This window comes from Algoriella sp. (genome assembly GCF_036647415.1).
GTDB lineage: Bacteria > Bacteroidota > Bacteroidia > Flavobacteriales > Weeksellaceae > Empedobacter.
In genome coordinates this window covers 18,084-42,164 of the sequence record NZ_JAVXKG010000031.1, presented here as the reverse complement: position 1 = coordinate 42,164, position 24,081 = coordinate 18,084, and the positions used below count along the sequence as shown (strand labels likewise).

Sequence of the window (24,081 nt, the reverse complement as noted above, 5' to 3'; positions counted from 1 at the left end):
TGGACAACATGTTTATCCAATTCATCGTTTGGACCGTAAAACATCGGGAGTTTTACTTTTTGCATTAGACAAAGAAGCGTTAAAAATTATGAATGATCGTTTTGCAACTCGTGAAGTTGAAAAGAAATATTTGGCAATTTTACGCGGTTGGTCGCCAGATGAATTAACGATAGATTATGATTTGACGAATGACGATGGCGTAAAGCAAAATGCAATAACCTATTTTCGTCGCTTACAAAAGGCAGAAATAGAGTTAGAATTTAACAATCACCCAACTTCTCGTTATTCTTTGGTAGAAGCAATTCCCGAAACAGGGCGTATGCATCAATTACGCAAACATTTCAAACATATTTTACATCCAATTTTGGGTAGTCGTCCGCATGGTTGCAACAAACAAAATAAATTGTGGTTAGAGAATTTTGAACTGAAGGGAATGATGTTGCACGCTCATCAGCTTGTCTTTAATCATCCGATTACAAACGAACGAATAACTTTGAATGCTACTATTAATGAAGAGTTTGAAAAAGTGGCTGATATACTAGGATTAGATATTAATGATTATATTTAAATGCTATTATTGTAATGGTTTTGTCTCTAGTTTTGGAAAAAGAATTTGTATTATCAGAGTTTAGTTTCTAAATTGAAATATGGTAAAATTATAAAGTTGATATAAAATGAAAACCACTCTAAAAATTAGAGTGGTTTTCATTTTATTAATTAATTAGATTTCCGGTACCACAAACTTTAGGTCTCCATGTTTTTTCAATTACTTTAATACATGTTCCATTACTAACTGTAACTTTTGTATATGTAACCTTGTTACTACAAGGTATAGCAACGATTGGCTCTCTTTCGTTAGAACCTAAGAAGTTTCCATTTTCAAAATTGAATTCCCAAGAGTATGTGTAATTATCTGCACTGGGATTTTGAATACTATTAGGTGCTGTATAAAAAAATACATCATCAGAACCAAATTGATTTAATTCAAAAATACCATTTTGCTCAATATTACATGTTTGTCCAAATGCAAAACTACCTATAGTAATCATTGCTAACGTGATTAAATTTTTCATAAATATAAATTTTATTGTTTTTTTTAAAATGCGCAAGAAAAAGCTTGAGTTTCTTTAACGCGAGCTGTACCTTCTAATGTTCCGCCAAATTCATTTATATAATTCTGAGCGCAGTCTAATTGTTGAAAATATAGAGTTATACCATCTGTTGATTTTACAACATAAGCTTGAATGTAATTAATAGTTTTAGTGCTCTCTTTTATAGGAACATTATTCTTAATTGTAGAAAATGAAAAAGAAGAAAATCCTGTAACCAAAATTACAGCGATAAAAAATAATTGTTTCATGATTTTTAGTGTTAATTGTTTGATTATTAAAATTATAATTTTAAAATTTAATATACAATAATGCTTAATAAAAAATATTTTTTTATTTTATAGGTAATAATGATTCTTAATAGCTTTATAATTTTTGAATTTGATACGTAAATAAAATTTGTAGTATTATGGTAAGCTATATGTTGTATGTTAAAGCTAGATTTTGTGCCTAATTATAATTGTAAAGGAGATTAGTATATCTATTATAAAAAATAAGTCATAGAATAAAGTAGGTTGTATTAATGTTAAAATATTGAAATTGAGTATAATATTTCATACTTTTGTCAAACCAAAAACTTGCTTATGAAAAACTACTTTTACATTTTATTTACTTTTATTTTATTGATTAATTGCTCTGAAAAAAGTTCAGAACCTCAAAAATTATCAGTTTCAGAATTAGCTCAAACGTCAGAATTTACGGAAGCTTCTCCTGAAAAAAAACAATTATTTAATGAAATTCAAGCTTTTCAGAAAGATTTGCAAAGCAAAAAATCAGAAAATATTTCGAATAATTTAGGTTGTCCAAAAAGAATTGAAGAATTAGATTTGAAACCTAAAAACTCTGTTGTGCGTAATGATATCGAATCAAATTCGTTTCGATTATCTTCTACTTTAGTTACAAATAATTATGATTTGGTTTACAATGAATTGGATCTTAATATTATAAATGATGCAATAAAATCTATTTCAGAAACGGATTTGTTATCAAAAGATAATGTGTCAACAATTGTAAAAGTTGAAGAATGCGATTATCAAACGGATATAATAATGAAAAACAAAGAAGTAGATTTTAATATAAAATCAATCACAGAAAGTGAAGAATGCAAAAAAGATCAGAAATGGAAATTTATCTCAACTGATGGAATTCTTGTTTTAGATCATCGCAAAATGTTATAATAGAAAAGGAAGCTAAAATTTAGCTTTCTTTTCTATTTATATGTCAAATTATTATTTACTAAAAAATTATATCCCAAATCATAGTATTGTATGGGTTTGTTTTTAAATTTTATTTGAAAACGCTGACCATCTGTTTCTATTGTTTCTAATGATTGAGGAGAAATTTCTTCATAAATAAATTTATATCTAAATTTATTTATTTTAAAAGTTTTCAGTTTAAACTGAAACTTTTTTGAAGGATGTTTCATTAATTCTGTCCATAAATAAAACAACTGATAATCGCTGAAATCTTCTAGATCAACTTCTTTCTTGCTTATAAATGGATTTAAAATAGGAAAATAATTTTCATAATAATATGGTTTGTTATTCTCAATATAATAATTCATAGCACGTAAAATATCTAATAATTGTTTGACTTTTGGTGGTCCATCATTTATGTAAAATGAAATTCGTTTAAAGACTTTATTATTTTTAATGAAAACAATTTCTTCTGAATTTCCATCTGTTGCATTATCGGTGTATTCATTATCAGTGTTTTTTAGATCAATTTGATTTAAAACTTGTTTAAAATAGTTGAAATATTCTTTGTTGATAGTTCCTTTGTAAACACCGTTAATTTTTGTAAATTTTTCACCTGCATAAATTATATAACCATTAGATTCTAACCGATAATTATATATTGGACAAGAGCCATAACAACCACTACTTGTAACAATAATTACATCAAAATCATTATATTGATGTATTTTTTTTTCACGAATTAGCATGAAATTTTCTAAGTAAATTGTATCTGTTGTAATTTTTTTTACTTTACCAAAATCAATATTTTTTTTAGTAATCGTATTAAACCAAGAAATCATGGAATCTTTTACTTGAAATTCAGCTTTATAACTTAAATATTTATACTTTTTCGTTTTTTCATTGTAGCTACCAAAATGATTAGAATTCAAAAGTGTATCAGCTTTAAAAGTGAATAAAGTATTTATTCGATAAAGATCAGGTAGAGGTTCTTCGAGAATAGAATCTTTTTCAATAGGATAATTTTCTCTTACCCAATCACCTTGTAAAGCTTCAGAAGTGTTTTTATCAAAAGGATTATTGCAACTTATTGTACATATAATAAGTAGAATGTAAAGTATTATTCGATTCATTGTATACCATTATTGTGTTAAATATACTGATTTCTACTGAGCTTTTTTATTATAAAAAAGGAAGCTAAAATTTAAATTCCTTCGACAAGCTCAATCTGAAAATTATTTATTTAGAATTATTTCTTTCTTAATTTTTAATGTGAATGCACATGCATTGATACAGTAAGATAAGCGAGTACAAATCCTACTAATATAGAACCAAATTTTTGTAAGTTGAATTTATGTCCTTCGTTACTTTCAAACAAAATAACGGTTGAGATATGTAAAAATATTCCTGAAACAATAGCACTCATTTCCAAAGAATAATTAGAAATTATCGTATGTTTTCCTAAAAAATAACCAAACGGAGCAGCCAAAGCGAACAAAGACATAAATAGGAATCGTTTTCCGTTAGACTCCGTATGTTGGCTCAAAGCACTAAATAAAATCATAGAAACTGGAATATTATGAACAAAAATTGCCCACATAAAATTGTGCGATTCCGCATTTGCAACAGGAATTCCTTCTATAATTGAATGCAAAAATAAACCAAGAAAAATTCCCATCGGAAATTGTTCTTTTTTATGCAAATGTATATGTCCGTGTTCTACGCCTTTGCTTATCGTTTCGAGAATATATTGTACCACAACACCCAACAAAACATACAAACCTATGGCGTGCGAACTATGATTGGTATTAGGATGACCGTAAACTTGTGGTAAAATTTCCAATACCGTCATCGCCAAAAAATAGGCACCACTAAACGTAAGTAAAAGCTTAGAATTGTGTTTATTCTTTAGAAATAATTTTGAGCAAATAACACCAATTAAAACACTTGAAATTAGAATTAAACTTTCTATCATTTTTTAAGAACTAATATTAATCTATCCGAAGTTTTTTCGTCAAAATCGGCAAGATTATAGTTTCCAAATGCATTTTTAAGTTCAAAACCTGCTGTTTCGTAGATTTTTTTGAAATCGTTGAAATAAATCAAACGTACATATTCTTCAAAATGAAATGTTTCGCCATTATCTGTAAAATCAATTTCCTTTTTGACAAAACCATTTTCTACTGATTTTGTAATTTTGAATAAAATGTTATCAATTAATTTTTCTTCGTATGGAACCATTGTCGAAACAACTTTTTCGGCATTCAAATAATCCAAAACAAAAATTCCTTTTTCTTTAATTTGTTGTTTTACAGCTTCGAAAACCTTGAAATTATCGTTGTAATCTTCAAAATATCCAAAACTTGTAAATAGATTAAAAACGGCATCAAATTCATTTGGATGATAAACTTCGCGCATATCATGAACTTCAAATTTTAAGTGATCGTTTTCAAATTGTTTTGCATATTTTATACTTTCTGTAGCCAAATCGATTCCCAAAACATCAAATCCTAATTTGTTTAATGTAATAGCATGTCGACCTTTTCCACAAGCCAAATCTAACACTTTTGCATGATTAGCTAAGTGCAAATTTTCTGTCAATTTTTTGATAAAATCTTCAGCTTCTGTTAAGCTTCTGTTTTGATATAATATGTGATAATATGGTGAATTAAACCATTTTACAAACCATTGTAAATCCATTGTTTTTTATTTTTGGCAATTATGACAAACGCCTGTAATAACGCAATTACAGTCCTTCATCGAAAATCCTTCGGGTAAATTAATTTTTATTTCTTCATTAAGACAAACGAGTTGATTGCACGTCGTACAGCGAAAATGAAAATGATCGTGTTGATGTTGCTTTTCTTGGCAAGATGTTTTGCACATTGCAAAATAATTTATTCCATCATCGCCCACAACTTTGTGCATTACGCCATCTTCGCAGAAATTATTAAGAATACGATAAATCGTTGCACGATCCATTTTCTCTTGTAATTGCAGTTCAATTTGTTCTTGATTAAGCGCTGTTTCACGAGAATCAAACAAATCTAAAACGGCTTGTTTTGTTGGCGTATTTCTTCTTTTCATTACTTAATGCAAGTCTGTTGCAATAATACGATTTTTAATTTAAAACAAAAAATCCTATTCGAGTAGAATAGGATTTTATATTTTAATTATGATGCGATTCTGAAACGAGTTCAGAATGACTTTGTGTTTAAGATATCCCTTTGTCAAGTTAAATTCATTTCAGCTTCTCATCTGGATAAGTTATTTATTCACTAATTCTGATTTTTAAATCCATACTTGTGTGTAATATCCTTGTGATTTCTATTTCTTCTACATTTATTATTCTGTAGAAAATAATATGTTGTCCAGAATTATAACCGAAAATTTGGGTGTCGATTTCGTTATAATTTTTTCCTAAACGTTGATTTTCTGCTAAAGTTTGACAATCATTAAGTAATTCAAAATAATATTTATCAGCCTGATTTTCTGACCAAACTTCATACGTATAATTCCAAATTTTTGATAAATCTTCAACAGCCTTATTTGTAAGAAGATATTTAGCCATTTCTTTTTTTAGCTTTTAATAACTCAAGATGTTTTTTGGGTTCAAAATTTTCTGAAATACCACTTTGAATGCCATCATTAATTGCTTTTTTTAGTGCAAGAAGCTTATTTTCCTCTTCTTCTAATAATCTTAATCCAGCACGGATAACCTCACTTGCGTTTTTGAATCTACCCTCAGAAATACTGTTATCAACAAAGTTTTCAAAGTGATTTCCTAAAGAAACAGATGTATTTCGTCCCATGATTTTAAATTTTTAATAAAGTTACCAAATTTTGGTAACATTATCAAACTAAATTATTTTTCTTTTAAATAAAAAAAATCCTATTCGAGTTGAATAGGATTTTGAATATTTAATCTTTTAATGGTTTCCAATTACCTTTTTTGAAAAACACATTATTAAATTTTTTAGAATTAAAAACTAAATAGAAATTCCAAACTTGTCTATAAGTAGTTGGATTTTCAATTAAAATATGATGATTTGGTTCTTCCATTTTAATTATTAATCGTTTAGATTCATATATTTCGTTTGTGTCAATTTTACCTTTATATGTCTTAATAATTTTATCTTTATCTGTTATGTTAAAATAAATTGAATCATTTTTTTTTATTGTAAATCTAAAAGTATTATACTGCCAATCTGATTGTTTACCACTAAAAAAAACTTCGATCAATAATGTAATCTCCATAATAATCATTTCTTTTAATAATCATTTTTTTAGTAAAAATTCTTACTATACTTGATAACAACATAATAATTACAATTCCAATTATTATAAAGCTAATTGCTTTTGCATATATTTTATTTTTTGTAATAAACCAAGTTATTAACAAAATACAAATTAAAGGTATTAGTACAAAAACGAAAAATAAATTAAATCCAAACCCCATATATTTTACAGGGACTTACATTTTTCTTTTAACCAAGCAGTTTCTTTTTCGTTTAAGAAAGAATTTAATTGCTCAAAAACAAATTGGTGATAATTATTTAACCAAGTTATTTCTTCGTCAGTTAATAATGTTACATCAATTAAAGTTTTGTCGATAGGAGAAATTGTGATTGTTTCAAATTTATAGAAATCTCCAAACTCTGTTGATAATGCAGGTTGTACAACAATTAAATTTTCTATTCTGATTCCGTACTCACCATCGCGGTACAAACCTGGTTCGTTAGAAAGTACCATTCCTGGTTTTAATGTTGTCAAGTTTTCTTCCACTCTAATGCTTTGTGGACCTTCGTGTACACATAAAAAATGTCCAACTCCGTGTCCAGTTCCATGACCGTAATTAAAACCGTAATCCCAAAGTGCTTTTCGTGCAAATGCATCCAATTGAGAACCGCGCGTGTTGGCTGGGAAAATAATTTCTGATAAATCAATCATTCCTTTCAAAACTAATGTATAATCAGTTTTTTGTTGAGCTGTTGGTTCTCCCAAAATCAACGTTCGAGTAATATCTGTTGTTCCTTCTAAATATTGTCCGCCAGAATCTATCAATAACATTTTATCTGTGCCCAGTGTATAAGCCGATTCTGGTGTTGCAGAATAGTGATTCATTGCGCCATGATCTGCATATCCACAGATTGTTCCGAAACTTGCGCCTTTAAAATTTTCTTGTTCGGCTCTATAAAATTTTAATTTTTCGTCAACCGTAACTTCGTTGATATTGTTGTTAATATTTTCTTCTAACCACATGAAAAATTTTGTCAAAGCAACACCATCTTTTACCATTGCTTTTCTAAAATTATCTAATTCAACTTCATTTTTAATCGCTTTAAGACTTGTTACTGGCGATGCAATTAAGTTGATTGTAGAAGTTGAAGAAATAGCTTCATATAATGCTTGATTTGTTTTGTTACCATCAAATAAAACATGTTCATTTTGGTTTAGATTATTCAAATAAGTATAAATATCTAAATATGATTTTATTGAAATTCCTTCTTTCGCTAAAGCCGTTTTTGTTTCGTCAGTAACTTTTGTTTCGTCAATAAAAAGAATTGCTTTTTCTGTATCTACAAGCGCGTAAGAAATAGTTAATGGATTGTAATTCACATCATTTCCACGAATGTTAAATAACCATGCAATTTCATCTAAAGCTGATAAAATGTAAACATTTGTATTACTTTTTTTCATTTCTTGACGAACTTCTACTAATTTTTCTGAAGCCGATTTTCCAGCAAATTTAGTATCGAAAAGAAAGAACGGATTTGTTGGTAAAATTGGACGATTTTGCCATGCGTCTTCTATTAAATCTATTGATTTAACCGAAAGTTTATTGAAAGTTAATTCATTATAATTCTGAATATGAGCAAAATGTGAAAACATCTGAGGATTAAGTCCTACAACTTCACCTTCTTTTAATTCAGAAATCAACCATTCATTAACAGAAGGAGTTCCTTCCATTTTCATTTTCATCAACTCAAAAGTTGTACCTTCTAATTGTTCTTCAGCTTGTATAAAATAGCGAGAATCTGTCCAAAGAGCAGCTTTTTCTAAAGTTACAACAACGGTTCCTGCTGTTCCATTAAAATTAGAAATCCATAAACGCTCTTTCCAATGATCTGGTAAATACTCACTTCCATGAGGATCTGTTCCAGAAATAATAGTTGCGTTTACACCATTTTTTTTCATAGTATCTCTCAACGACGAAAGACGATCTGTAATTTTTTCCATTGTTTTTTTCTACTTTTGTTCAATAATTTTACGTGCTAAATATACGAAGAATGGTTGAAGAATTTAATGAATACATATTCTTATTTTAGTTAAGAAAACTTCAATTAAAGTATAATTTAGTTTTTATTTAAAGCTGTTTTATCATTATTATGTTTCTCTGAAAGTACAGGCTCTGCAAAAGAAATAATTTTTTTTTCTTCTAAGTCAATTAATTTAATGAAAATTGGTTTATAATTTATTTTGGTAGGTATTTCTATAACAAAATATTTATCGTTTAAAGCTTCACTAATACACTCCAAATTATTGAAAATAGCTCTAATTTCATTGATATTAACTTTATTGTTAATTATGATAACTTGTATTGTTGAATTTCCTGAAAACTCAATTACTTTTCTAAATGTCAAACGTTCTTCATTACGATCATATTCAGCAAAAACGATATCATCACTTGAGAAATTTGCTCCATAAAAAGGAATATTATCTACTTTATATAACCCTTTTTCTTTATTTATAGTTTCTGCCCATAGAGTTTCGACAACAACTTCTTCTAAAACATTACTATAATATCTAACCAATATTTTTTCATATTTAGTTTCTTGATTCATATTTGCTTTAAGTTAAAAATCAAATATAGTTTATTCTAACTTCTCAATTTCCTTTATTTACCGTACTTTTGTAAAAAATTATTTCCTTGGAAAATTTCAAAATGATAGCGAAAACCTTTTTTGGTTTCGAAGAAGTATTGGCGCAAGAATTAAAAGCGTTAGGAGCAGCAGATGTAAATATTCAGAACAGAATGGTCGAATTCAATGGAGACTTAGGTTTCATGTATAAAGCCAATTACAGCTTACGCACGGCACTTAGAATTCAGAAACCTATTTTATCTTTTTCTGCTAAAACAGAGGGACAGCTATATGAAAAAATGAAAAAATTTCATTGGGAAAATTATTTTAACGTCGATCAAACTTTTATGATTGATCCTACTGTTTTTTCAGATTATTTTACGCATTCGCATTATGCAGCGCTTAAAGTGAAAGATGCAATTGTAGATCGTTTCAAAGAAAAAGATGGTCGTCGTCCAAGTATCGATAAAGATGCGCCAGATGTACGTTTCAACTTACATATCTCTCACGATAAAGTAACATTGTCTTTAGATTCTTCAGGAGATTCTTTGCACAAACGTGGTTACCGTGAAGAAACTGGTCCTGCACCGATAAACGAAGTTTTAGCAGCAGGTCTTTTGTTGCAAGCAGGTTGGGACGGAAAAGGAAATTACCTTGACCCAATGTGTGGTTCTGGAACAATGTTGATAGAAGCTGCGATGATTGCAAATCAAATTCCGGCGCAATTGCACCGTAAACGTTTTGCTTTTCAGAATTGGCCAGATTATGACGAAACGTTATTTACACAAATCAGAAATACACGAATTAATCGTATCAGAGAGTTTGATTACAAAATTGTAGGGTACGAAATTTCTCCTTTGATGGCTAAAATCGCTCAAATGAATATCAAATCAGCAGATTTAGAAGATATTATTGAGGTTAGACACCAAGATTTCTTTACATCAAAAAAAGAATTATTTCCAGTACTTTTGGTTTTCAATCCGCCTTATGATGAGCGTATCGAAAATAATAACCAAGATTTTTACAAACAAATTGGTGATACATTGAAAGCAAGTTATCCTAACACATTGGCTTGGTTTATTACCTCAGATTTACAAGCGAAGAAGTATGTAGGTTTGCGTCCTTCTCGTAAAATAAAGGTTTTCAACGGAAAATTAGAGTGTGATTTCTTGCAATACGAAATGTACGAAGGAAGTAAAAAAACTAAAAATCAAAACGATTAATCGTGAGTCAATTTAATCAATTTATAAAAGAAATTTGTAACGAAGAAAAAGTATATATTTTATCTTCTGAAGAAGGTTTTGCAATTTCATATTCAGAAGAATTTGAGTATGAAGACGGATCTAATTTAGAAATAATTTGTTTTTGGTCGAATACAGATTTAGCTGAAAAAGCGAAACAAAATCAATGGAAAAATCATAAAATTGAGACAATTGATTTAAACACTTTTTTGGAAGAATGGCTTTTCGGAATGATTGAAGAAGTTTCTTTGGTTGGAATTAATTTTGATGAATCTTCAAAAGGTGAGGAGGATAGTCCTTTGGACACTATTTTGGCGATTGTACATGAATTAAAAAAATCTGATAAATCATTTAAGTTAAATCATTTCAAGGATTTAAACGAAATTAAAACGGTTACGTTAGAACTAAAAGAATCATTCAATCAATAAAATATTTTGGAAACGAAGGATTTACAGATTTCAATAATTATTGCGGTTTATGAACGTCAAGATGAATTAACCGAATTATTAACGAGTTTAACAAAACAAACGGATAACTTATTCGAAATCATAATTGTAGATGATGGTTCTCAAAGTAAATTGGATACGGTTTGTGCTAAATTTGAGAATCAATTAAATCTTCATTATTATTACAAAACGAATTCTGGTCCAGGAAAATCGCGCAATTATGGTATGGAAAAAGCGAATGGAAATTATTTTATTTTCTTAGATTCTGATACCATTATTCCATCAACTTATATTGCAAGTGTAAAGCAAGAATTATCAACCAATTTTGTTGATGCTTTTGGTGGTCCTGATGATGCGGACGATTCGTTTACAGATATGCAAAAAGCGATTACTTTCTCGATGACTTCGTTTCTTACAACGGGAGGAATTCGTGGAGGAAAAAAGCAAATAGGTAAATTTCAGCCACGTAGTTTTAATATGGGAATTTCTCGTAAAGCGTATGAAAAAACAGGTGGTTTTGCAGATTTACGAGTTGGTGAAGATCCAGATTTATCGATGCGTTTGTGGGAAAATGGTTTTGAAACAAGACTTTTTTCAGATTCTAAAGTGATTCATAAGCGTAGAACTTCACTCAAAAAATTTGCGAAACAAGTTTATCAATTTGGTGTTGCTCGCCCAATTCTTAATCAGCGTCATCCAAAATATATCAAACCAACTTTTTGGTTTCCAAGTTTATTTTTTGTCGGAACGTTAGTTGCGTTTTTATTTTTAGCCTTAAGTTATTTATTCAATTTATATAAATTTATACTTCAAATGCCATTTGTTATGTGGTTGATTTATATGTTTTTAATATTTATATTTTCTACAATAAGATTCAAATCTGCTAAAGTTGGACTTTTATCCATTATCACAACCTTGATTCAGTTTTTTAATTATGGATATGGATTTTTAGAAAGTCAATTCAAATTAAATATTCTAAAACAAAATCCTAAAGAAGCATTTCCAAGTCATTATCATATAGATTAAGAATAATAAAATATAAAAGGTCGAGATTTAATTCTTGACCTTTTTTCATTTGATAAAATAATGCTTATCAGCTAGCAAATGCATCGAAAAATTTCGTAATTTTGCAGACTTAAATTAAAGTAATGCGTACGAAATCGACTGGAAAAAAGAAAATTAATGTAATTACGTTAGGATGTTCTAAAAATGTATACGATTCTGAGGTGTTAATGGGACAACTAAAAGCTAATGGCAAAGACGTTGTACATGAGCAATCTGGAGATATTGTTGTGATTAATACTTGTGGTTTTATTGATAATGCCAAAGAAGAAAGTATTGATACTATTTTAGATTACGTGCAACGTAAAGAAGATGGTTTGGTGGAGAAAGTTTTCGTGACGGGATGTTTATCAGAACGTTACAAACCAGATTTATTAGAGCAAATTCCTAATGTCGATCAGTATTTCGGAACTAGAGAATTACCTTTGTTGTTGAAAGCTCTTGGAGCAGATTATAAGCACGAATTGGTTGGTGAACGTCTTACGACAACGCCACGTCATTATGCTTATCTTAAAATTGCAGAAGGTTGTGATCGTCCTTGTTCATTTTGTGCAATTCCGTTGATGCGTGGAGGTAATGTTTCTCGCCCAATAGAAGATTTGGTTACAGAAGCAACTAAATTGGCTAAAAAAGGAACAAAAGAGTTGATTTTGATTGCTCAAGATTTAACGTATTATGGGTTGGATATTTATAAAAAGCGTGAATTAGCATCTTTATTGAAAGAGTTGGTGAAGATTGAAGGAATCGAGTGGATTCGTTTACATTACGCTTTCCCAGCTGGTTTCCCAGAAGATGTGTTAGATGTAATTCGTGAAGAACCTAAGGTTTGTAATTATTTAGATATTCCATTACAACATATTTCGACTAAATTATTGAAATCGATGCGTCGTGGAACAACTCACGAAAAAACCAATGCATTATTAGATGCTTTTCGTACAAAAGTTCCTGATATGACAATTCGTACAACGCTAATTTGTGGATATCCAGGAGAAACGGAAGAAGATTTTCAAGAAATGAAAGCTTGGGTACAGGAGCAAAAATTTGATCGTTTAGGATGTTTTACTTATTCTCACGAAGAAAATACACATGCTTATAATTTGGAAGATGATGTTCCAGAAGAAGTAAAGCAACAACGTGTAGAAGAAATTATGGAACTTCAATCTCAAATTTCTTACGATTTGAATCAAGAAAAAATTGGAAAACAATTCAAAGTTATGATTGATCGTAAAGAAGGAGAAAACTTTATTGGTCGTACAGAGCATGATTCACCAGATGTAGATAACGAAGTTTTAATTTCTGCAATTGACACTTATTTACCTATTGGAGATTTTATAAATGTAGAAATTATAGAAGCGTATGAATTTGATTTAATTGGTAAAGTAATTGATTAATTAAATAGATATAATAAACAGAAAACCACTCAATTGAGTGGTTTTTTTATTCAGTAAATAATCAAATTAGTTTTTTGCGTTATTACGTAATTTTTTCTTCATTCGATTTGCTTGTACTAATCTTCTATGATTTGGATCTTTTAATTTATCCACTAATTTCTGTAATTGATTTTCTTCTTTTTTTGCTTTTTTAGCCATTGTTTTAGGTTTTAAAATTTACCTTAAATTAATGATTAAAAATCACTTGTCAAAATTAAAGTATTAATTATTAGTTTTTTAACGTTTACTTTTTAGGTTTATCTCCCATATAAAATACTATTTTTCCGCCATTTACAATATCAAAATGATTAAGGTTAAATGATGAATATTGCTTTCCGTTTAACTCTATTTTCTGAATGTAAATATTCTTTTTAGATTGGTTTTTAACTTCAATTTCAAATTGTTTTCCATTTTCCAAATTAAGAATAGCATGATCCACCAAAGGACTTCCAATTGCGTATTCGCTTGCTCCTTGTTGAACAGGATAAAATCCTAACGCACTAAAAATATACCACGCACTCATTTGTCCTGTATCATCATTTCCGCCCAATCCATCAGCAGTTGGCTTGTATTGCATATCCAAAATCATACGAATTTTTTCTTGCGTTTTCCAAGGTTGTCCAGACCAATTATACAAATATGCAACATGGTGTGCTGGCTCATTTCCATGTACGTAACCACCAATTATTCCTTCGCGTGTAATATCTTCGGTATCTGCAAAATATTCGTCTGATAAATGCATTGTAAATAATTCATCTAACTTTTGATTGAATTTCTTTTTTCCTCCCATAATTGTAATTAATCCATCAGGATTTTGAGGAACAAAAAAGCTGAAATTCCACGAATTTCCCTCAATAAAACCTTGTCCATGCGTATTCAACGGATCAAATTCTTTTTTGAAATTTCCATCAGCTAATCGTGGACGCATAAAACCGATTGAAGTATCATAATTATTTTTCCAATTTTCAGAACGTTTCATAAATGTTTCGTAAACATCCATTCTATTCAATTTTTTGGCAGCTTGCGCAATCGACCAATCATCAAACGCATATTCTAAGGTATTCGAAACTGAAGTGCCATTTTTCTCTGACGGAATATATCCTTTATCGATATAATCACCGATTCCTTCATAATCGCGTTTATTTGCCGTAACGATACAAGCGTCCAGCGCAGAATTTGCATCACCATTATAAACTCCTTTTACAATTGCATCAGAAATAACCGTAACAGAATGATAACCACTCATACACCAATTTTCGTTTGCGTAATGTGACCAAATTGGTAACATTTTGACTGGATTTTGTTCGTAATGTTTCATCATCGATTTTACCATATCATTATTGCGTTTTGGTTGAATGATGTTGAACAAAGGATGCAAAGCACGATAGGTATCCCAAAGCGAAAAAGTGGTGTAATTGGTAAAGTCTTTTGTTTGATGAATTTCTTGATCTAATCCTTTGTATTGACCATTGACATCCATATAAGTTGTAGGATTGATAAAGGTGTGATACATGGCTGTATAAAAATTCGTCTTGTCATTTTCGGAAGCTTTAATCTGAATTCGGTTCAATTCTTTGTTCCAATTTTCTTTTGCTTCATTACGAACTTGTTCAAAATTCCAATGTGGAATTTCTGTTGTCAAATTTTCTAAAGCATTGGTTTGACTAACGGGAGAAATAGCGAATTTTATTTTTACTTTTTCATCTTTCTCTGTATCAAAATCAAAGTACATCTTGATCTTCTTTCCTTCAATTAAAGGAAAATTTTGATCTTGATTCCATTTTCTCCAAAAACCTTTGTAATCAACTTGACCATCTTCATTCTTTTGACCATAATTTTTGAAAGGTTTTGAAAAACTCATAGCAAAATAAACAGTTCTATTTCTTGCCCAACCTCGTGTTTGTCGATAACCTGTAATTAACGTATCATTTACAACACGCACATACGTCCATGTATTTTTGTCGTCGTAATTGTAAATTCCGGCATTCAAATCCAAAATAATATGCGAATCTCCAGATTTAGGAAAAGTATATTGATGAAAACCAACACGTGTAGAAGCAGTCATTTCTGCCCAAATATTGTAATCCTCTAATTTAACTTTGTAATATCCCGCTTCCGCAGTTTCGTTTTGATGAGAAAATCGAGAACGATAACCACTTTCGGGATTTTGAGCTGTTCCGGGATTTAATTGAAGTTTACCTACAGTTGGCATAATCAAGAAATCACCTAAATCCGAATGTCCAGTTCCATTAAAATGTGTATGACTAAATCCTGTTATTGTTTTATCTTCAAAACGATAACCCGCGCAATAATCATATACTTTTGGATTGTATTTATGATTGACAGAATAAGGAATAGAATCGGTTTCTGGACTTAGTTGTACAGCACCAAATGGAACTGTTGCGCCAGGAAAAGTATGTCCCATTTTTTCTGTTCCAATCATTGGATTGACATATTTTACTAAATTCTGTTGTTGCGCAAAAGCGAGAGAATTGAGAGAGAGTAGAGCGATTAATAATTTTGTTTGCATCGATTTTAAGTATTATTTAATTAAAGTTAAACAAATCGAGCATAAAAAAAGGAAAGCTTTTCACTTTCCTTTAAAATATTATAAAATCATTTCCGGAACTTCTCCTTCTATAATTAATTTTCCTTCGGTTGCATTCTTAATATCTTCAACAGAAATACCTGGAGCACGTTCTAATAATTTGAAACCACCTTCGGGTAAAACTTCTAAAACAGCCAGTTCTGTTACAATTTTTTTGACACATTTTATTCCAGTAAGTGGAAGCGAACATTCTTTCAATAATTTAGATTCTCCAGCTTTATTTACATGTTGCATAGCTACAATAATATTATCAGCCGAAGCAACCAAATCCATTGCACCACCCATTCCTTTTACCATTTTACCAGGAATTTTCCAGTTTGCAATATCTCCATTTTCAGAAACTTCCATTGCTCCTAAAATTGTCAAATTAATTTTTCGAGCTCTAATCATTCCAAAACTCATTGCTGAGTCAAAAAAAGCAGAACCAGGTAAAGTTGTGATGGTTTGTTTACCCGCATTTATATAATCTGGATCTTCTTCGCCATCAACAGGAAATGGTCCCATTCCCAACAAACCGTTTTCTGATTGAAGAACAACATTTATATTTTCTGGAATATAATTAGCAACAAGGGTAGGAATCCCAATTCCTAAATTTACATAAAACCCGTCTTGTACTTCTTTTGCAATTCGTTTTGCAATACCATTTTTATCTAACATTGTTTTTTAAGATTTTGGTTGAACAGTTCTGTTTTCGATACGTTTTTCATATTTATCACCTTGAATAATACGATTTACAAAAACGCCTGGCGTATGAATTTGATTTGGATCTAATTCTCCAATTTCTAATAATTCTTCCACTTCAGCAATTGTAATTTTTCCGCACATTGCAGCAGAATGATTAAAATTTGCAGTTGCTCCACGAAAAACTAAATTACCTGCTGTATCACCTTTCCAAGCTTTTACAATTGCAAAATCTGGTTCAAAAGCATATTCTAACAAATATTCTTTTTCTACTCCGTGAAAAGTAAATTTTCTGATTTCTTTTCCTTCAGCAACTTCAGTTCCAACTCCAGCAGGTGTAAAAATTGCAGGCATACCATATCCAGCAGCCATCAACCTTGTCGCTAAAGTTCCTTGTGGAATTAATTCTACTTCTAATTCTCCTGAAAGCATTTGGCGCTCGAATTCTGCATTTTCGCCAACATAAGAGGAAATCATTTTTTTGATTTGTCGTCCTTGTAACAACAATCCTAAACCAAAATCATCTACACCAGCATTGTTACTGATGCAAGTAAGATTATTAATTTTTTTATCAACCAATCCTTGAATTAGATTTTCGGGAATACCAGAAAGTCCAAATCCACCAACAGCAAGCGTCATTCCGCTCTCCACACCTTGTAGAGCTTCTTCTATACTGTTTACTTTTTTGTTTATCATTTTTGTTGTGTTTTTGCGTATTCTATATTAATGTTAAAGATAAAAAAATAACTATTTATATGTCTGTTTTTATAAAAATTGTTACTTTTATAAACATAGAACGATATTGTAATTATTTGAGATGGATAAAAAAGTGAAAAATCGATGGATTGAAAGCATTTTTTTCTCCAATTTTTTTTTAATCGTACTTTCTTTTACACTTAATATTGAGACAAATATCAAACTTGGTTTACCTTTTAATTCACTTGCCTATTATGCTTTTATAAGTGCTATTACAGTTTTATTTTATTTGTATGCGTACAGAATTTCAAAAATATTAAAATCATCTAATAATACGAGAACTCAGTTTTATATAACTCATCGTAAATCTGTTCGAATTTTCACCATCCTTTTAGCTGTAATTGCTTTATTTTCGGGTATTATTTTAGCAATAAATTGTTTACCAAATTATGAGATTCTTACTTGGAAATGGTTGATAGTTTTATTTTTTACTGCGTTACTATCTTTCGGTTATTATGATTTCAAATTCGGAATTTCTTTGCGTAAGACTATGTTGTTAAAACCATTTCTTATTGGTTGGACATGGGCAATTGCAACCGTTTTTTTACCTGTTTTATTTTTGATGCTAAAGAATGAAACGCATTATATCATCGATGCAAAATTTTATTTTCTATTTTCACAGACATTTATGTATTGCGTTGTGAATGCGATTTTGTTTGATTTGAAAGATTATGAAGATGATAGTAACCGAAATTTGAAAACATTTGTTGTAAAATATGGTTATCATTTTACATTGAACCGAATTATTTTACCACTTATTTTTCTTGGATTTTTGAGTTTTTTAATATTTGGAATTTGGTACGGATTACCTCTTCATAGGACACTTTTTATGCTAATTCCAATTATTTGTTTAGCGATTTTTGCATTCAAACTTAATCGTCCAAAATCAATTTTATATTATTTAATTGCAATTGATGGAATGATTTTTCTGAAAGCAATTTGTGGTATTTTAAGTGTAATTTTATTTGAATGATGAATTATAATTTTATTGCGCCATATTATCACTCACTTAGTCAATTGATTTTTTTGAATCAACAACATCGTGCGCATTTTCCGATTTTAAATTTTTTGAAAGCTGGAGATAAAATTCTTTGGGTTGGAGGAGGAGCGGGCAAATTTATTTTAGAATTAGAAAAATTGAATTTTAATCTTGAAATTACTTATATCGATTTTTCATCTAAAATGATTGATTTAGCAAGAAAACAATCAACCAAAAACATTAAAATTAATTTTATTATTTCTGATATTTTTGATTTTGAAACTTCAGAAAAATATGATGTGATAATGACGACTTTTTTGTTTGATCATTTTCATCAATCAAAAGCAGAAGAATTATTTATGAAACTAAATAATTTTATGAATACTGATGGAATTTGGTTTTATGTAGATTTTACTCAAAATCAGAAAGCTTGGCAAAAAACCTTAACAAAGTTGATGTTGCAATTTTTTAGAATTATTATTGGTTTAGATATTTCTCGATTACCGAAAATGAATCAGCTTTTTGAGAAAGATTATGATGTAATAAATCAACAACAATTTTTCAGAAAATATATAGAAAGTTCTATTTATAAGAAGAAATAAAAAAAGCGATTCAGAATTCTGAATCGCTTTCATTTTACATATAATCGGTATCTAATTTTCCTTTTTTGAACTGAATAATATTCAATTTATTCATTACCCAAATACATGGATACATTGGATCAAATTCCCATTTTTTTACTGCGAAATTCGGGCGACCACCAAATTTATGGTGATTATTATGCAAACATTCTCCCCACATTAACCAGTCTATCGGCATTAAGTTTGTCGACGTATCGCCAACATCATAATTACGGTAACCTAATTTGTGCGAAAACCAATTGATGATTACACCATGTAGTGGACTCATCATAGCTTGTAAAGGAATTAATACAAAATATGTCCAAAGTGGTGCGTCAACTAACCAGTAAAGAAAAATATAAAATAAAACCCATGCTAAACGAATTGCATTGTTACCAGCAAAATTATCCCAAGAACGCCAAGATGGAACACCTTTTTTAAATTTTGATAAAACATCTACTTTATCGTGATCTATATCGTTATAAACATTACGTGTTCTCAACATCATTGAGAAGAAATTACTGTCAAACTGTGGAGAGTGTGGATCATTTTCTGTATCTGCATACGCATGATGATGTCTGTGCATAACACCGTAAGTGTATGGACTTAAATATGACGACCCTTGAAATATCCATGATAAAACATGAAATATTTTTTCCCATGTTCTAGACATTGTAAACATCGCATGTGAAGCATATCGATGGTGAAAAAATGTCTGAAAAAATAGTGATCCATACCAATGGATGATGAAGATAATGATAACTGCTGTCATTATGATTTTTAAATATTTTTACAAATATAATCTTTAGGATTGGTATTTTGACTAATCAAAATCATAGAAATGTTAATTTTAATATTTATTTATAATGAATAAGAAATATTAAATACTTTTTTAAGAAATATTATTTTAAATATAAGTTAAGAATCAACTTCTTTCGATAAAACAATTAAAAATGATAGTATAAAATAGGATTTAGTTTAACATATTCTTTATTTGAATAAAATTAAGATGATATGATAAATAAAAAACTCGCTTTATTAAGCGAGTTTTTATCTAAGATTTTATTTATATACCAACAAAAGTGAATGGTTTAGTTGTAGAAAACAGGAATGATGTTTCACCTGAATAAGTTTCATTTTTACTTACACTTAATTTTTTTGTATTTGCTTTATTACTAAAATCTATTTTTTTTAGATCAACCCAAAATGTATTTGGAGTTTTTGTTGTTTCGAAATAATAAACTAGATTTTTATGATCTGATACAGATCGCCATCTTGTAGATGAAATATTAGGCTCCGACTCAGAAGAAATACCCAAAGGAACTGATGCATTACGAATTACACTAAATACACTTGCTATTGATAAATGGGTGTCATTTGTCTGTGGAATTGCATTAATATAATAAGAAGCTCTTACAAATCTGTCCGCAGCTCTATTGGTTCCAGGTAACATAATTGTACCTGGAATACCTTTCCAATATTCATTAATAGACAATTGTTGTTCAAATATCGGTGAGTTAGTCATTACAGTATAAGATGGATCGTGATGAATTTTTAATTGACCATTTACATATTCAAAAATAGCATTGTCGCCACTTGCATCTGAAATAGAAAGATGTAAAGTTGTAAATTTTTTAGTTCCTGGAATATAATCTGAAACGATTACAAATTTTTCTTTTTTTAAGTCTTCTACCGCTTCTTTTACAGTTGCATAATTGTCTAGTACATACTGAGCCCACGCTGCAATTGTAATACCAGGTTTGCTTCCTTTAGGATCAAATTTAGAATATTGACTTTCTACTAACCAAAGTACATTTGCTACAAGTCCTTTTTCGTTAATACCATCTGTAGTAGCAATATCCCATGCACTTGTAATTACACTTCCGTATTTAGAAGTCCATTTAACAGAATTATTACCAACATTTCCAAATCGTTCTAAACCTCTAGGAAATATCCAAATATTAGCATCTATTTCATCTTTCCAATCCATAGATCGTGCTGTAATAATTGTGTTATCAGGACCTTTGTAAACGACTCTTGTACAAGCGTCAAGTTTTGTAGAGAATAAAAGTAGGGCGGTAGAGAATAATGTAAGAGTAATTTTAAATTTCATAATACATTATTTTAATTTAAATAAAGTTAATCATTATGAATGTATTAGGTGTTAATTATTCATGAAATTTAAGAATCAGAATATTTTAGGCTTATTAGGTAGTTTACTTATATATACAATTCATAGCTAAATTGTTACAGGACGAAAAGTTGTGAGACCTTAGTTGTAATTTTATAAAACATAGTCTATTAATTAATATGACATCAGAAATCAATTATTTAGAAATCAATAAACATTCTTGGAACAATAGAACTGACACGCATTTAAAATCAGATTTTTATAATCTCAAAGATTTTATGAAAGGAGAAACTTCCCTTAATCCTTTTGAATTGGAGTTATTGGGAGATGTAAAAGGAAAATCTATTTTGCATTTACAATGTCACTTCGGGCAAGACACTATTTCTCTTAACAGACTTGGTGCAGAAGTTATTGGTGTCGATTTATCTGATAAAGCTATTATGAATGCTCAAGAAATTGCAAAAGAAACCAATTCTGATGCTCAATTTATTTGTTGCGATTTATATGATTTAGAAAATCATTTAGATAAACAATTCGATATTGTTTTTACAAGTTATGGGACGATTACTTGGTTACCAGATTTAGATAAATGGGGAAAATTGATTTCTAAATTTTTAAAACCTAAAGGAAAATTTATTTTCGTAGAATTTCATCCTGTAGTTTGGATGTTTGATGAAAATTTCGAAAAAATAAATTATAATTATTTTAATGTCGAACCTATTATTGAAACAGAAAATGGAACTTATGCAGATAAAGAAGCCAATGTTTCACAATCGTATGTGACTTGGAATCATAGTATGAGTGAAGTAATTAGTAGTTTGTTGAGTAATTCTTTAGAACTTAAACAATTCCAAGAATATAATCATTCACCTTATAATGTTTTCAGTAATATGGAAGAATTTGAACCAAAAAAGTTTAGAATAAAACATATTGGAGATAAAATTCCAATAATCTATTCTATTGTTGCAGAAAAGAAAAACTAAATTCTTGTATATTTGTTAAGCGTTTGGAGATGTTTTCTGAACGTTTTGTATTTATTTAATTCAAAATACACAACGGGTATAAAATAAATCATATTAAATCAATAACTTGAAATATATATATAAATGATTGCACATCACGTGTTATTTTGGTTGAAAGATGATATTTCTGAAACTGAATATAATGAATTTAAAACAGCCTTAGAAGATTTAAAACAAATGACTTCTGTACCTTTTTTTCATGTAGGAACTCCTGCTAATATAGAAAGAGATGTTATAGATGCAACTTATTCGTTTTCATTATTTGTTGCTTTTGATACAATGGAAAGTTTTGAAACTTATCAAAAACATCCACAGCATATTGCGTTTCTGAATGGTCCAAATAAATTAGCAAAGCGAGTATTAATCTATGATGCTGACTAATTAAATAGAGAATCTATAAATATAAAATCCGTCAATTTTGACGGATTTTTTTGTTATAATCATTTCTCAATTTCTTGAAATTTTTCCATTCTTCTTTTGTCTCTAAATCCAAAAGATCTACACCTTCTAAATATTCAATCAATCCAATTTGATAATAATGCTCGATTAAATCTTTTTGATTCTTAAATGAATTTTCACTCGTGTATTCAAAATTATATTTCTTAATGATTTCATTTTTTAAAGTAATAGTTAAGCTATTCTCAGTACCATTATATAAACCATTTTCATAATAAAATTTTGAAGTAGTTCGTCCATCGTCCATACCTTTAATAGAGATGATTTTAAAAGAAATTTTCTCAATCTCTATAATCTTGAAAGATTCTGTTGTAGATGTTTTAATAGTAATTGATTCATTATTAAGATAAATTTGACCAATAAATTTTCCTTGATAAGCTTTAATTTTTTTAAGATTATTTATTCTATAAAACGATCCAACTAAACTTAGACCTAAACAGATAATTATAGATAAATATGATATAAAAGAATTTTTATTATCTAATAAATAAACATCTATACATATGATGATGATTAATAATAAACAAGTATAATTTATTTTTCGTGTTCTTGTGAAAGTATATTTTGGTTGAAAAAGTCTTAATTCCATTAATAATAGTTGAATAATATAATTTTGAATAGAATAATCACGAATTTCTATCAAAATATTCAAATTATCGCTAAAAATACGCGTAATTTTGCACAAGATTTCTGAAAACGAAATCGAAAAGATGAAACAATGATTATAGAGACAGAAGAGGAGTTAATCGGAATGAAAAATGTCAGCGAAGCTGTAGCCGTAACTCTTAAAGAAATGAAAGATTTTGTAAAACCAGGAATGTCAACGTTAGAATTAGATCAATTCGGAGCGAAAATTATGGCAAAATTTGGTTGTAAATCTGCACCTTTTGAAACATATAAATTCCCAGGATACACGTGTTTGAGCGTTAATGAAGAAATTTGTCACGGAATTCCAAGAGCAGATAGAATCCTGAAAAATGGAGATGTAATCAATATTGATGTTTCGGGAGAATTAGGCGGTTTTTGGGCAGATAATGGTGGTTCTATTGTTGTTGGAGAAGATGTTAATGGGTATCAAAAAATTGTTGATGCGTCGATTTCTGCACTTCAAAAAGCAATTGCTGCTGTAAAATCTGGCGTTAAAATTGCTGATATTGGTGGAATTATAGAAAAAGAAGCAAAAAAACATCATTTTAGTGTTATAGAAAATTTGACAGGTCATGGAGTTGGTCGTTCTTTGCACGAAGAACCGTTAGATTTGATGAATTTTCGCGATCCTGATGATAAACGTCGTTTTCGTAAAAATTCGGTTATCGCTTTAGAAACATTTATTTCAGAAAATTCGTACGAAGCAATAGAACAAGCCGATGGTTGGACGATGATAGGGAATGAGCCAGGCGTTTTTGCACAACACGAACACACTGTTTTGGTGACTTCGGAAGGTCCTATGATTTTGACTTTAATGAATGGAAATTGGTAAA

Annotated in this window: 29 protein-coding genes; 11 read left to right on the top strand and 18 right to left on the bottom strand. The window is 29.3% G+C overall.

The window, feature by feature from the left end:
- A partial coding sequence (locus RSC72_RS12545; protein ID WP_332578526.1) for a pseudouridine synthase occupies positions 1-568 on the top strand: 568 nt, incomplete at its 5' end.
- Positions 569-713: 145 nt separating this feature from the next.
- Here the strand turns inward: RSC72_RS12545 and RSC72_RS12540 are convergent.
- Together RSC72_RS12540 and RSC72_RS12535 are read right to left on the bottom strand one after the other, a co-directional pair.
- Positions 714-1,073 (bottom strand): hypothetical protein, encoded by a 360-nt coding sequence (locus RSC72_RS12540; protein ID WP_332546606.1) that lies wholly within the window; start codon positions 1,071-1,073, stop codon positions 714-716.
- Between the two features lie 23 nt (positions 1,074-1,096).
- The gene (locus RSC72_RS12535) at positions 1,097-1,360 is read right to left on the bottom strand and encodes a hypothetical protein (protein WP_332546604.1); all 264 of its coding nucleotides are present in this window, start codon (positions 1,358-1,360) and stop codon (positions 1,097-1,099) included.
- Between the two features lie 333 nt (positions 1,361-1,693).
- On the opposite strand from RSC72_RS12535, the gene RSC72_RS12530 reads away from it, so the two are divergent.
- Positions 1,694-2,287, top strand: coding sequence for a hypothetical protein (locus RSC72_RS12530; RefSeq protein ID WP_332546603.1), 594 nt, complete (start codon positions 1,694-1,696; stop codon positions 2,285-2,287).
- 32 nt (positions 2,288-2,319) lie between these two features.
- Here the strand turns inward: RSC72_RS12530 and RSC72_RS12525 are convergent, their stop codons facing one another.
- From RSC72_RS12525 to RSC72_RS12485, 9 genes are all read right to left on the bottom strand, one after another.
- Complete coding sequence (locus tag RSC72_RS12525) at positions 2,320-3,438, bottom strand: DUF6438 domain-containing protein (protein ID WP_332546602.1); 1,119 nt, start codon at positions 3,436-3,438, stop codon at positions 2,320-2,322.
- A gap of 134 nt (positions 3,439-3,572) precedes the next feature.
- Positions 3,573-4,280 (bottom strand): ZIP family metal transporter, encoded by a 708-nt coding sequence (locus RSC72_RS12520; RefSeq protein WP_332546601.1) that lies wholly within the window; start codon positions 4,278-4,280, stop codon positions 3,573-3,575.
- Entirely contained in the window at positions 4,277-5,005 is a 729-nt protein-coding gene (locus RSC72_RS12515) for a class I SAM-dependent methyltransferase (protein ID WP_332546600.1), read from the bottom strand. The genes RSC72_RS12520 and RSC72_RS12515 overlap by 4 nt, the downstream gene beginning before the upstream one ends.
- Before the next feature lie 6 nt (positions 5,006-5,011).
- Positions 5,012-5,392 (bottom strand): Fur family transcriptional regulator, encoded by a 381-nt coding sequence (locus RSC72_RS12510; RefSeq protein ID WP_332546599.1) that lies wholly within the window; start codon positions 5,390-5,392, stop codon positions 5,012-5,014.
- A 184-nt stretch (positions 5,393-5,576) separates the two neighbouring features.
- Positions 5,577-5,876 carry a type II toxin-antitoxin system RelE/ParE family toxin gene (locus tag RSC72_RS12505; RefSeq protein WP_332546598.1) on the bottom strand — a complete coding sequence of 100 codons (300 nt, stop codon included), beginning with the start codon at positions 5,874-5,876 and terminating at the stop codon, positions 5,577-5,579.
- Positions 5,869-6,117, bottom strand: coding sequence for a type II toxin-antitoxin system ParD family antitoxin (locus RSC72_RS12500; RefSeq protein WP_332546596.1), 249 nt, complete (start codon positions 6,115-6,117; stop codon positions 5,869-5,871). The genes RSC72_RS12505 and RSC72_RS12500 overlap by 8 nt, the downstream gene beginning before the upstream one ends.
- A 109-nt stretch (positions 6,118-6,226) precedes the next feature.
- Positions 6,227-6,562 (bottom strand): hypothetical protein, encoded by a 336-nt coding sequence (locus RSC72_RS12495; RefSeq protein WP_332578525.1) that lies wholly within the window; start codon positions 6,560-6,562, stop codon positions 6,227-6,229.
- 207 nt (positions 6,563-6,769) lie between these two features.
- Complete coding sequence (locus RSC72_RS12490) at positions 6,770-8,545, bottom strand: aminopeptidase P family protein (protein ID WP_332546684.1); 1,776 nt, start codon at positions 8,543-8,545, stop codon at positions 6,770-6,772.
- A gap of 116 nt (positions 8,546-8,661) precedes the next feature.
- Positions 8,662-9,150, bottom strand: coding sequence for a DUF4265 domain-containing protein (locus RSC72_RS12485; RefSeq protein WP_332546683.1), 489 nt, complete (start codon positions 9,148-9,150; stop codon positions 8,662-8,664).
- A gap of 101 nt (positions 9,151-9,251) precedes the next feature.
- On the opposite strand from RSC72_RS12485, the gene RSC72_RS12480 reads away from it, so the two are divergent.
- The 4 genes from RSC72_RS12480 to rimO all read left to right on the top strand — a co-directional run bounded on the left by RSC72_RS12480 (position 9,252) and on the right by rimO (position 13,308).
- Positions 9,252-10,391, top strand: a complete 1,140-nt coding sequence (locus tag RSC72_RS12480; protein ID WP_332546681.1) for a THUMP domain-containing class I SAM-dependent RNA methyltransferase — start codon at positions 9,252-9,254, stop codon at positions 10,389-10,391.
- A 2-nt stretch (positions 10,392-10,393) separates the two neighbouring features.
- Positions 10,394-10,837, top strand: coding sequence for a DUF2750 domain-containing protein (locus RSC72_RS12475; protein ID WP_332546680.1), 444 nt, complete (start codon positions 10,394-10,396; stop codon positions 10,835-10,837).
- Positions 10,838-10,843: 6 nt separating this feature from the next.
- Entirely contained in the window at positions 10,844-11,881 is a 1,038-nt protein-coding gene (locus RSC72_RS12470; RefSeq protein WP_332546679.1) for a glycosyltransferase, read from the top strand.
- Between the two features lie 122 nt (positions 11,882-12,003).
- On the top strand, positions 12,004-13,308 hold the full coding sequence (rimO, locus tag RSC72_RS12465) for a 30S ribosomal protein S12 methylthiotransferase RimO (RefSeq protein WP_332546677.1): 1,305 nt from the start codon (positions 12,004-12,006) through the stop codon (positions 13,306-13,308).
- 66 nt (positions 13,309-13,374) lie between these two features.
- Here rimO and RSC72_RS12460 read toward each other — a convergent pair whose 3' ends face one another.
- From RSC72_RS12460 to RSC72_RS12445, 4 genes are all read right to left on the bottom strand, one after another.
- Positions 13,375-13,506, bottom strand: a complete 132-nt coding sequence (locus tag RSC72_RS12460) for a hypothetical protein (RefSeq protein ID WP_332546676.1) — start codon at positions 13,504-13,506, stop codon at positions 13,375-13,377.
- Positions 13,507-13,591: 85 nt separating this feature from the next.
- Positions 13,592-15,877, bottom strand: a complete 2,286-nt coding sequence (locus RSC72_RS12455; RefSeq protein ID WP_332566215.1) for a GH92 family glycosyl hydrolase — start codon at positions 15,875-15,877, stop codon at positions 13,592-13,594.
- Between the two features lie 78 nt (positions 15,878-15,955).
- Entirely contained in the window at positions 15,956-16,612 is a 657-nt protein-coding gene (locus tag RSC72_RS12450; RefSeq protein WP_332566216.1) for a 3-oxoacid CoA-transferase subunit B, read from the bottom strand.
- 6 nt (positions 16,613-16,618) lie between these two features.
- On the bottom strand, positions 16,619-17,332 hold the full coding sequence (locus tag RSC72_RS12445; RefSeq protein ID WP_332546792.1) for a CoA transferase subunit A: 714 nt from the start codon (positions 17,330-17,332) through the stop codon (positions 16,619-16,621).
- A gap of 121 nt (positions 17,333-17,453) precedes the next feature.
- On the opposite strand from RSC72_RS12445, the gene RSC72_RS12440 reads away from it, so the two are divergent.
- Together RSC72_RS12440 and RSC72_RS12435 are read left to right on the top strand one after the other, a co-directional pair.
- Positions 17,454-18,365 carry a hypothetical protein gene (locus tag RSC72_RS12440; RefSeq protein WP_332546794.1) on the top strand — a complete coding sequence of 304 codons (912 nt, stop codon included), beginning with the start codon at positions 17,454-17,456 and terminating at the stop codon, positions 18,363-18,365.
- On the top strand, positions 18,362-18,973 hold the full coding sequence (locus RSC72_RS12435) for a class I SAM-dependent methyltransferase (RefSeq protein WP_332546796.1): 612 nt from the start codon (positions 18,362-18,364) through the stop codon (positions 18,971-18,973). The genes RSC72_RS12440 and RSC72_RS12435 overlap by 4 nt, the downstream gene beginning before the upstream one ends.
- A gap of 34 nt (positions 18,974-19,007) precedes the next feature.
- On the opposite strand, the gene RSC72_RS12430 is transcribed toward RSC72_RS12435, so the two are convergent.
- Both RSC72_RS12430 and RSC72_RS12425 read right to left on the bottom strand, forming a co-directional pair.
- The gene (locus RSC72_RS12430) at positions 19,008-19,763 is read right to left on the bottom strand and encodes an acyl-CoA desaturase (RefSeq protein WP_332546797.1); all 756 of its coding nucleotides are present in this window, start codon (positions 19,761-19,763) and stop codon (positions 19,008-19,010) included.
- Positions 19,764-20,057: 294 nt separating this feature from the next.
- A complete protein-coding gene (locus tag RSC72_RS12425; RefSeq protein ID WP_332566337.1) occupies positions 20,058-21,104 on the bottom strand; it encodes a linear amide C-N hydrolase in 1,047 nt (348 codons plus the stop codon).
- 197 nt (positions 21,105-21,301) lie between these two features.
- Here RSC72_RS12425 and RSC72_RS12420 point away from each other — a divergent pair, with 197 nt between their 5' ends.
- Together RSC72_RS12420 and RSC72_RS12415 are read left to right on the top strand one after the other, a co-directional pair.
- Positions 21,302-22,105, top strand: coding sequence for a class I SAM-dependent methyltransferase (locus RSC72_RS12420; RefSeq protein WP_332566336.1), 804 nt, complete (start codon positions 21,302-21,304; stop codon positions 22,103-22,105).
- A gap of 123 nt (positions 22,106-22,228) precedes the next feature.
- Positions 22,229-22,525 carry a Dabb family protein gene (locus RSC72_RS12415; protein WP_332566335.1) on the top strand — a complete coding sequence of 99 codons (297 nt, stop codon included), beginning with the start codon at positions 22,229-22,231 and terminating at the stop codon, positions 22,523-22,525.
- A gap of 31 nt (positions 22,526-22,556) precedes the next feature.
- Here RSC72_RS12415 and RSC72_RS12410 read toward each other — a convergent pair whose 3' ends face one another.
- A complete protein-coding gene (locus tag RSC72_RS12410) occupies positions 22,557-23,189 on the bottom strand; it encodes a hypothetical protein (protein WP_332566334.1) in 633 nt (210 codons plus the stop codon).
- Between the two features lie 129 nt (positions 23,190-23,318).
- Here RSC72_RS12410 and map point away from each other — a divergent pair, with 129 nt between their 5' ends.
- The gene (gene map, locus RSC72_RS12405; protein WP_332566333.1) at positions 23,319-24,080 is read left to right on the top strand and encodes a type I methionyl aminopeptidase; all 762 of its coding nucleotides are present in this window, start codon (positions 23,319-23,321) and stop codon (positions 24,078-24,080) included.
- Position 24,081 lies beyond the last annotated feature (1 nt).

Excerpts from the sequence above, each read along its gene's own strand:
- RSC72_RS12490 (WP_332546684.1), bottom strand. The coding sequence starts at position 8,545 with ATGGAAAAAATTACAGATCGTCTTTCGTCGTTGAGAGATACTATGAAA.
- RSC72_RS12480 (WP_332546681.1), top strand. The coding sequence starts at position 9,252 with ATGATAGCGAAAACCTTTTTTGGTTTCGAAGAAGTATTGGCGCAAGAA.
- RSC72_RS12515 (WP_332546600.1), bottom strand. The coding sequence starts at position 5,005 with ATGGATTTACAATGGTTTGTAAAATGGTTTAATTCACCATATTATCAC.
- RSC72_RS12510 (WP_332546599.1), bottom strand. The coding sequence starts at position 5,392 with ATGAAAAGAAGAAATACGCCAACAAAACAAGCCGTTTTAGATTTGTTT.
- RSC72_RS12505 (WP_332546598.1), bottom strand. The coding sequence starts at position 5,876 with ATGGCTAAATATCTTCTTACAAATAAGGCTGTTGAAGATTTATCAAAA.
- RSC72_RS12525 (WP_332546602.1), bottom strand. The coding sequence starts at position 3,438 with ATGAATCGAATAATACTTTACATTCTACTTATTATATGTACAATAAGT.
- RSC72_RS12445 (WP_332546792.1), bottom strand. The coding sequence starts at position 17,332 with ATGATAAACAAAAAAGTAAACAGTATAGAAGAAGCTCTACAAGGTGTG.
- rimO (WP_332546677.1), top strand. The coding sequence starts at position 12,004 with ATGCGTACGAAATCGACTGGAAAAAAGAAAATTAATGTAATTACGTTA.
- map (WP_332566333.1), top strand. The coding sequence starts at position 23,319 with ATGATTATAGAGACAGAAGAGGAGTTAATCGGAATGAAAAATGTCAGC.
- RSC72_RS12540 (WP_332546606.1), bottom strand. The coding sequence starts at position 1,073 with ATGAAAAATTTAATCACGTTAGCAATGATTACTATAGGTAGTTTTGCA.
- RSC72_RS12410 (WP_332566334.1), bottom strand. The coding sequence starts at position 23,189 with ATGGAATTAAGACTTTTTCAACCAAAATATACTTTCACAAGAACACGA.
- RSC72_RS12415 (WP_332566335.1), top strand. The coding sequence starts at position 22,229 with ATGATTGCACATCACGTGTTATTTTGGTTGAAAGATGATATTTCTGAA.
- RSC72_RS12485 (WP_332546683.1), bottom strand. The coding sequence starts at position 9,150 with ATGAATCAAGAAACTAAATATGAAAAAATATTGGTTAGATATTATAGT.
- RSC72_RS12530 (WP_332546603.1), top strand. The coding sequence starts at position 1,694 with ATGAAAAACTACTTTTACATTTTATTTACTTTTATTTTATTGATTAAT.
- RSC72_RS12460 (WP_332546676.1), bottom strand. The coding sequence starts at position 13,506 with ATGGCTAAAAAAGCAAAAAAAGAAGAAAATCAATTACAGAAATTAGTG.
- RSC72_RS12520 (WP_332546601.1), bottom strand. The coding sequence starts at position 4,280 with ATGATAGAAAGTTTAATTCTAATTTCAAGTGTTTTAATTGGTGTTATT.
- RSC72_RS12435 (WP_332546796.1), top strand. The coding sequence starts at position 18,362 with ATGATGAATTATAATTTTATTGCGCCATATTATCACTCACTTAGTCAA.
- RSC72_RS12430 (WP_332546797.1), bottom strand. The coding sequence starts at position 19,763 with ATGACAGCAGTTATCATTATCTTCATCATCCATTGGTATGGATCACTA.
- RSC72_RS12500 (WP_332546596.1), bottom strand. The coding sequence starts at position 6,117 with ATGGGACGAAATACATCTGTTTCTTTAGGAAATCACTTTGAAAACTTT.
- RSC72_RS12420 (WP_332566336.1), top strand. The coding sequence starts at position 21,302 with ATGACATCAGAAATCAATTATTTAGAAATCAATAAACATTCTTGGAAC.
- RSC72_RS12440 (WP_332546794.1), top strand. The coding sequence starts at position 17,454 with ATGGATAAAAAAGTGAAAAATCGATGGATTGAAAGCATTTTTTTCTCC.
- RSC72_RS12535 (WP_332546604.1), bottom strand. The coding sequence starts at position 1,360 with ATGAAACAATTATTTTTTATCGCTGTAATTTTGGTTACAGGATTTTCT.
- RSC72_RS12425 (WP_332566337.1), bottom strand. The coding sequence starts at position 21,104 with ATGAAATTTAAAATTACTCTTACATTATTCTCTACCGCCCTACTTTTA.
- RSC72_RS12495 (WP_332578525.1), bottom strand. The coding sequence starts at position 6,562 with ATGGAGATTACATTATTGATCGAAGTTTTTTTTAGTGGTAAACAATCA.
- RSC72_RS12450 (WP_332566216.1), bottom strand. The coding sequence starts at position 16,612 with ATGTTAGATAAAAATGGTATTGCAAAACGAATTGCAAAAGAAGTACAA.
- RSC72_RS12455 (WP_332566215.1), bottom strand. The coding sequence starts at position 15,877 with ATGCAAACAAAATTATTAATCGCTCTACTCTCTCTCAATTCTCTCGCT.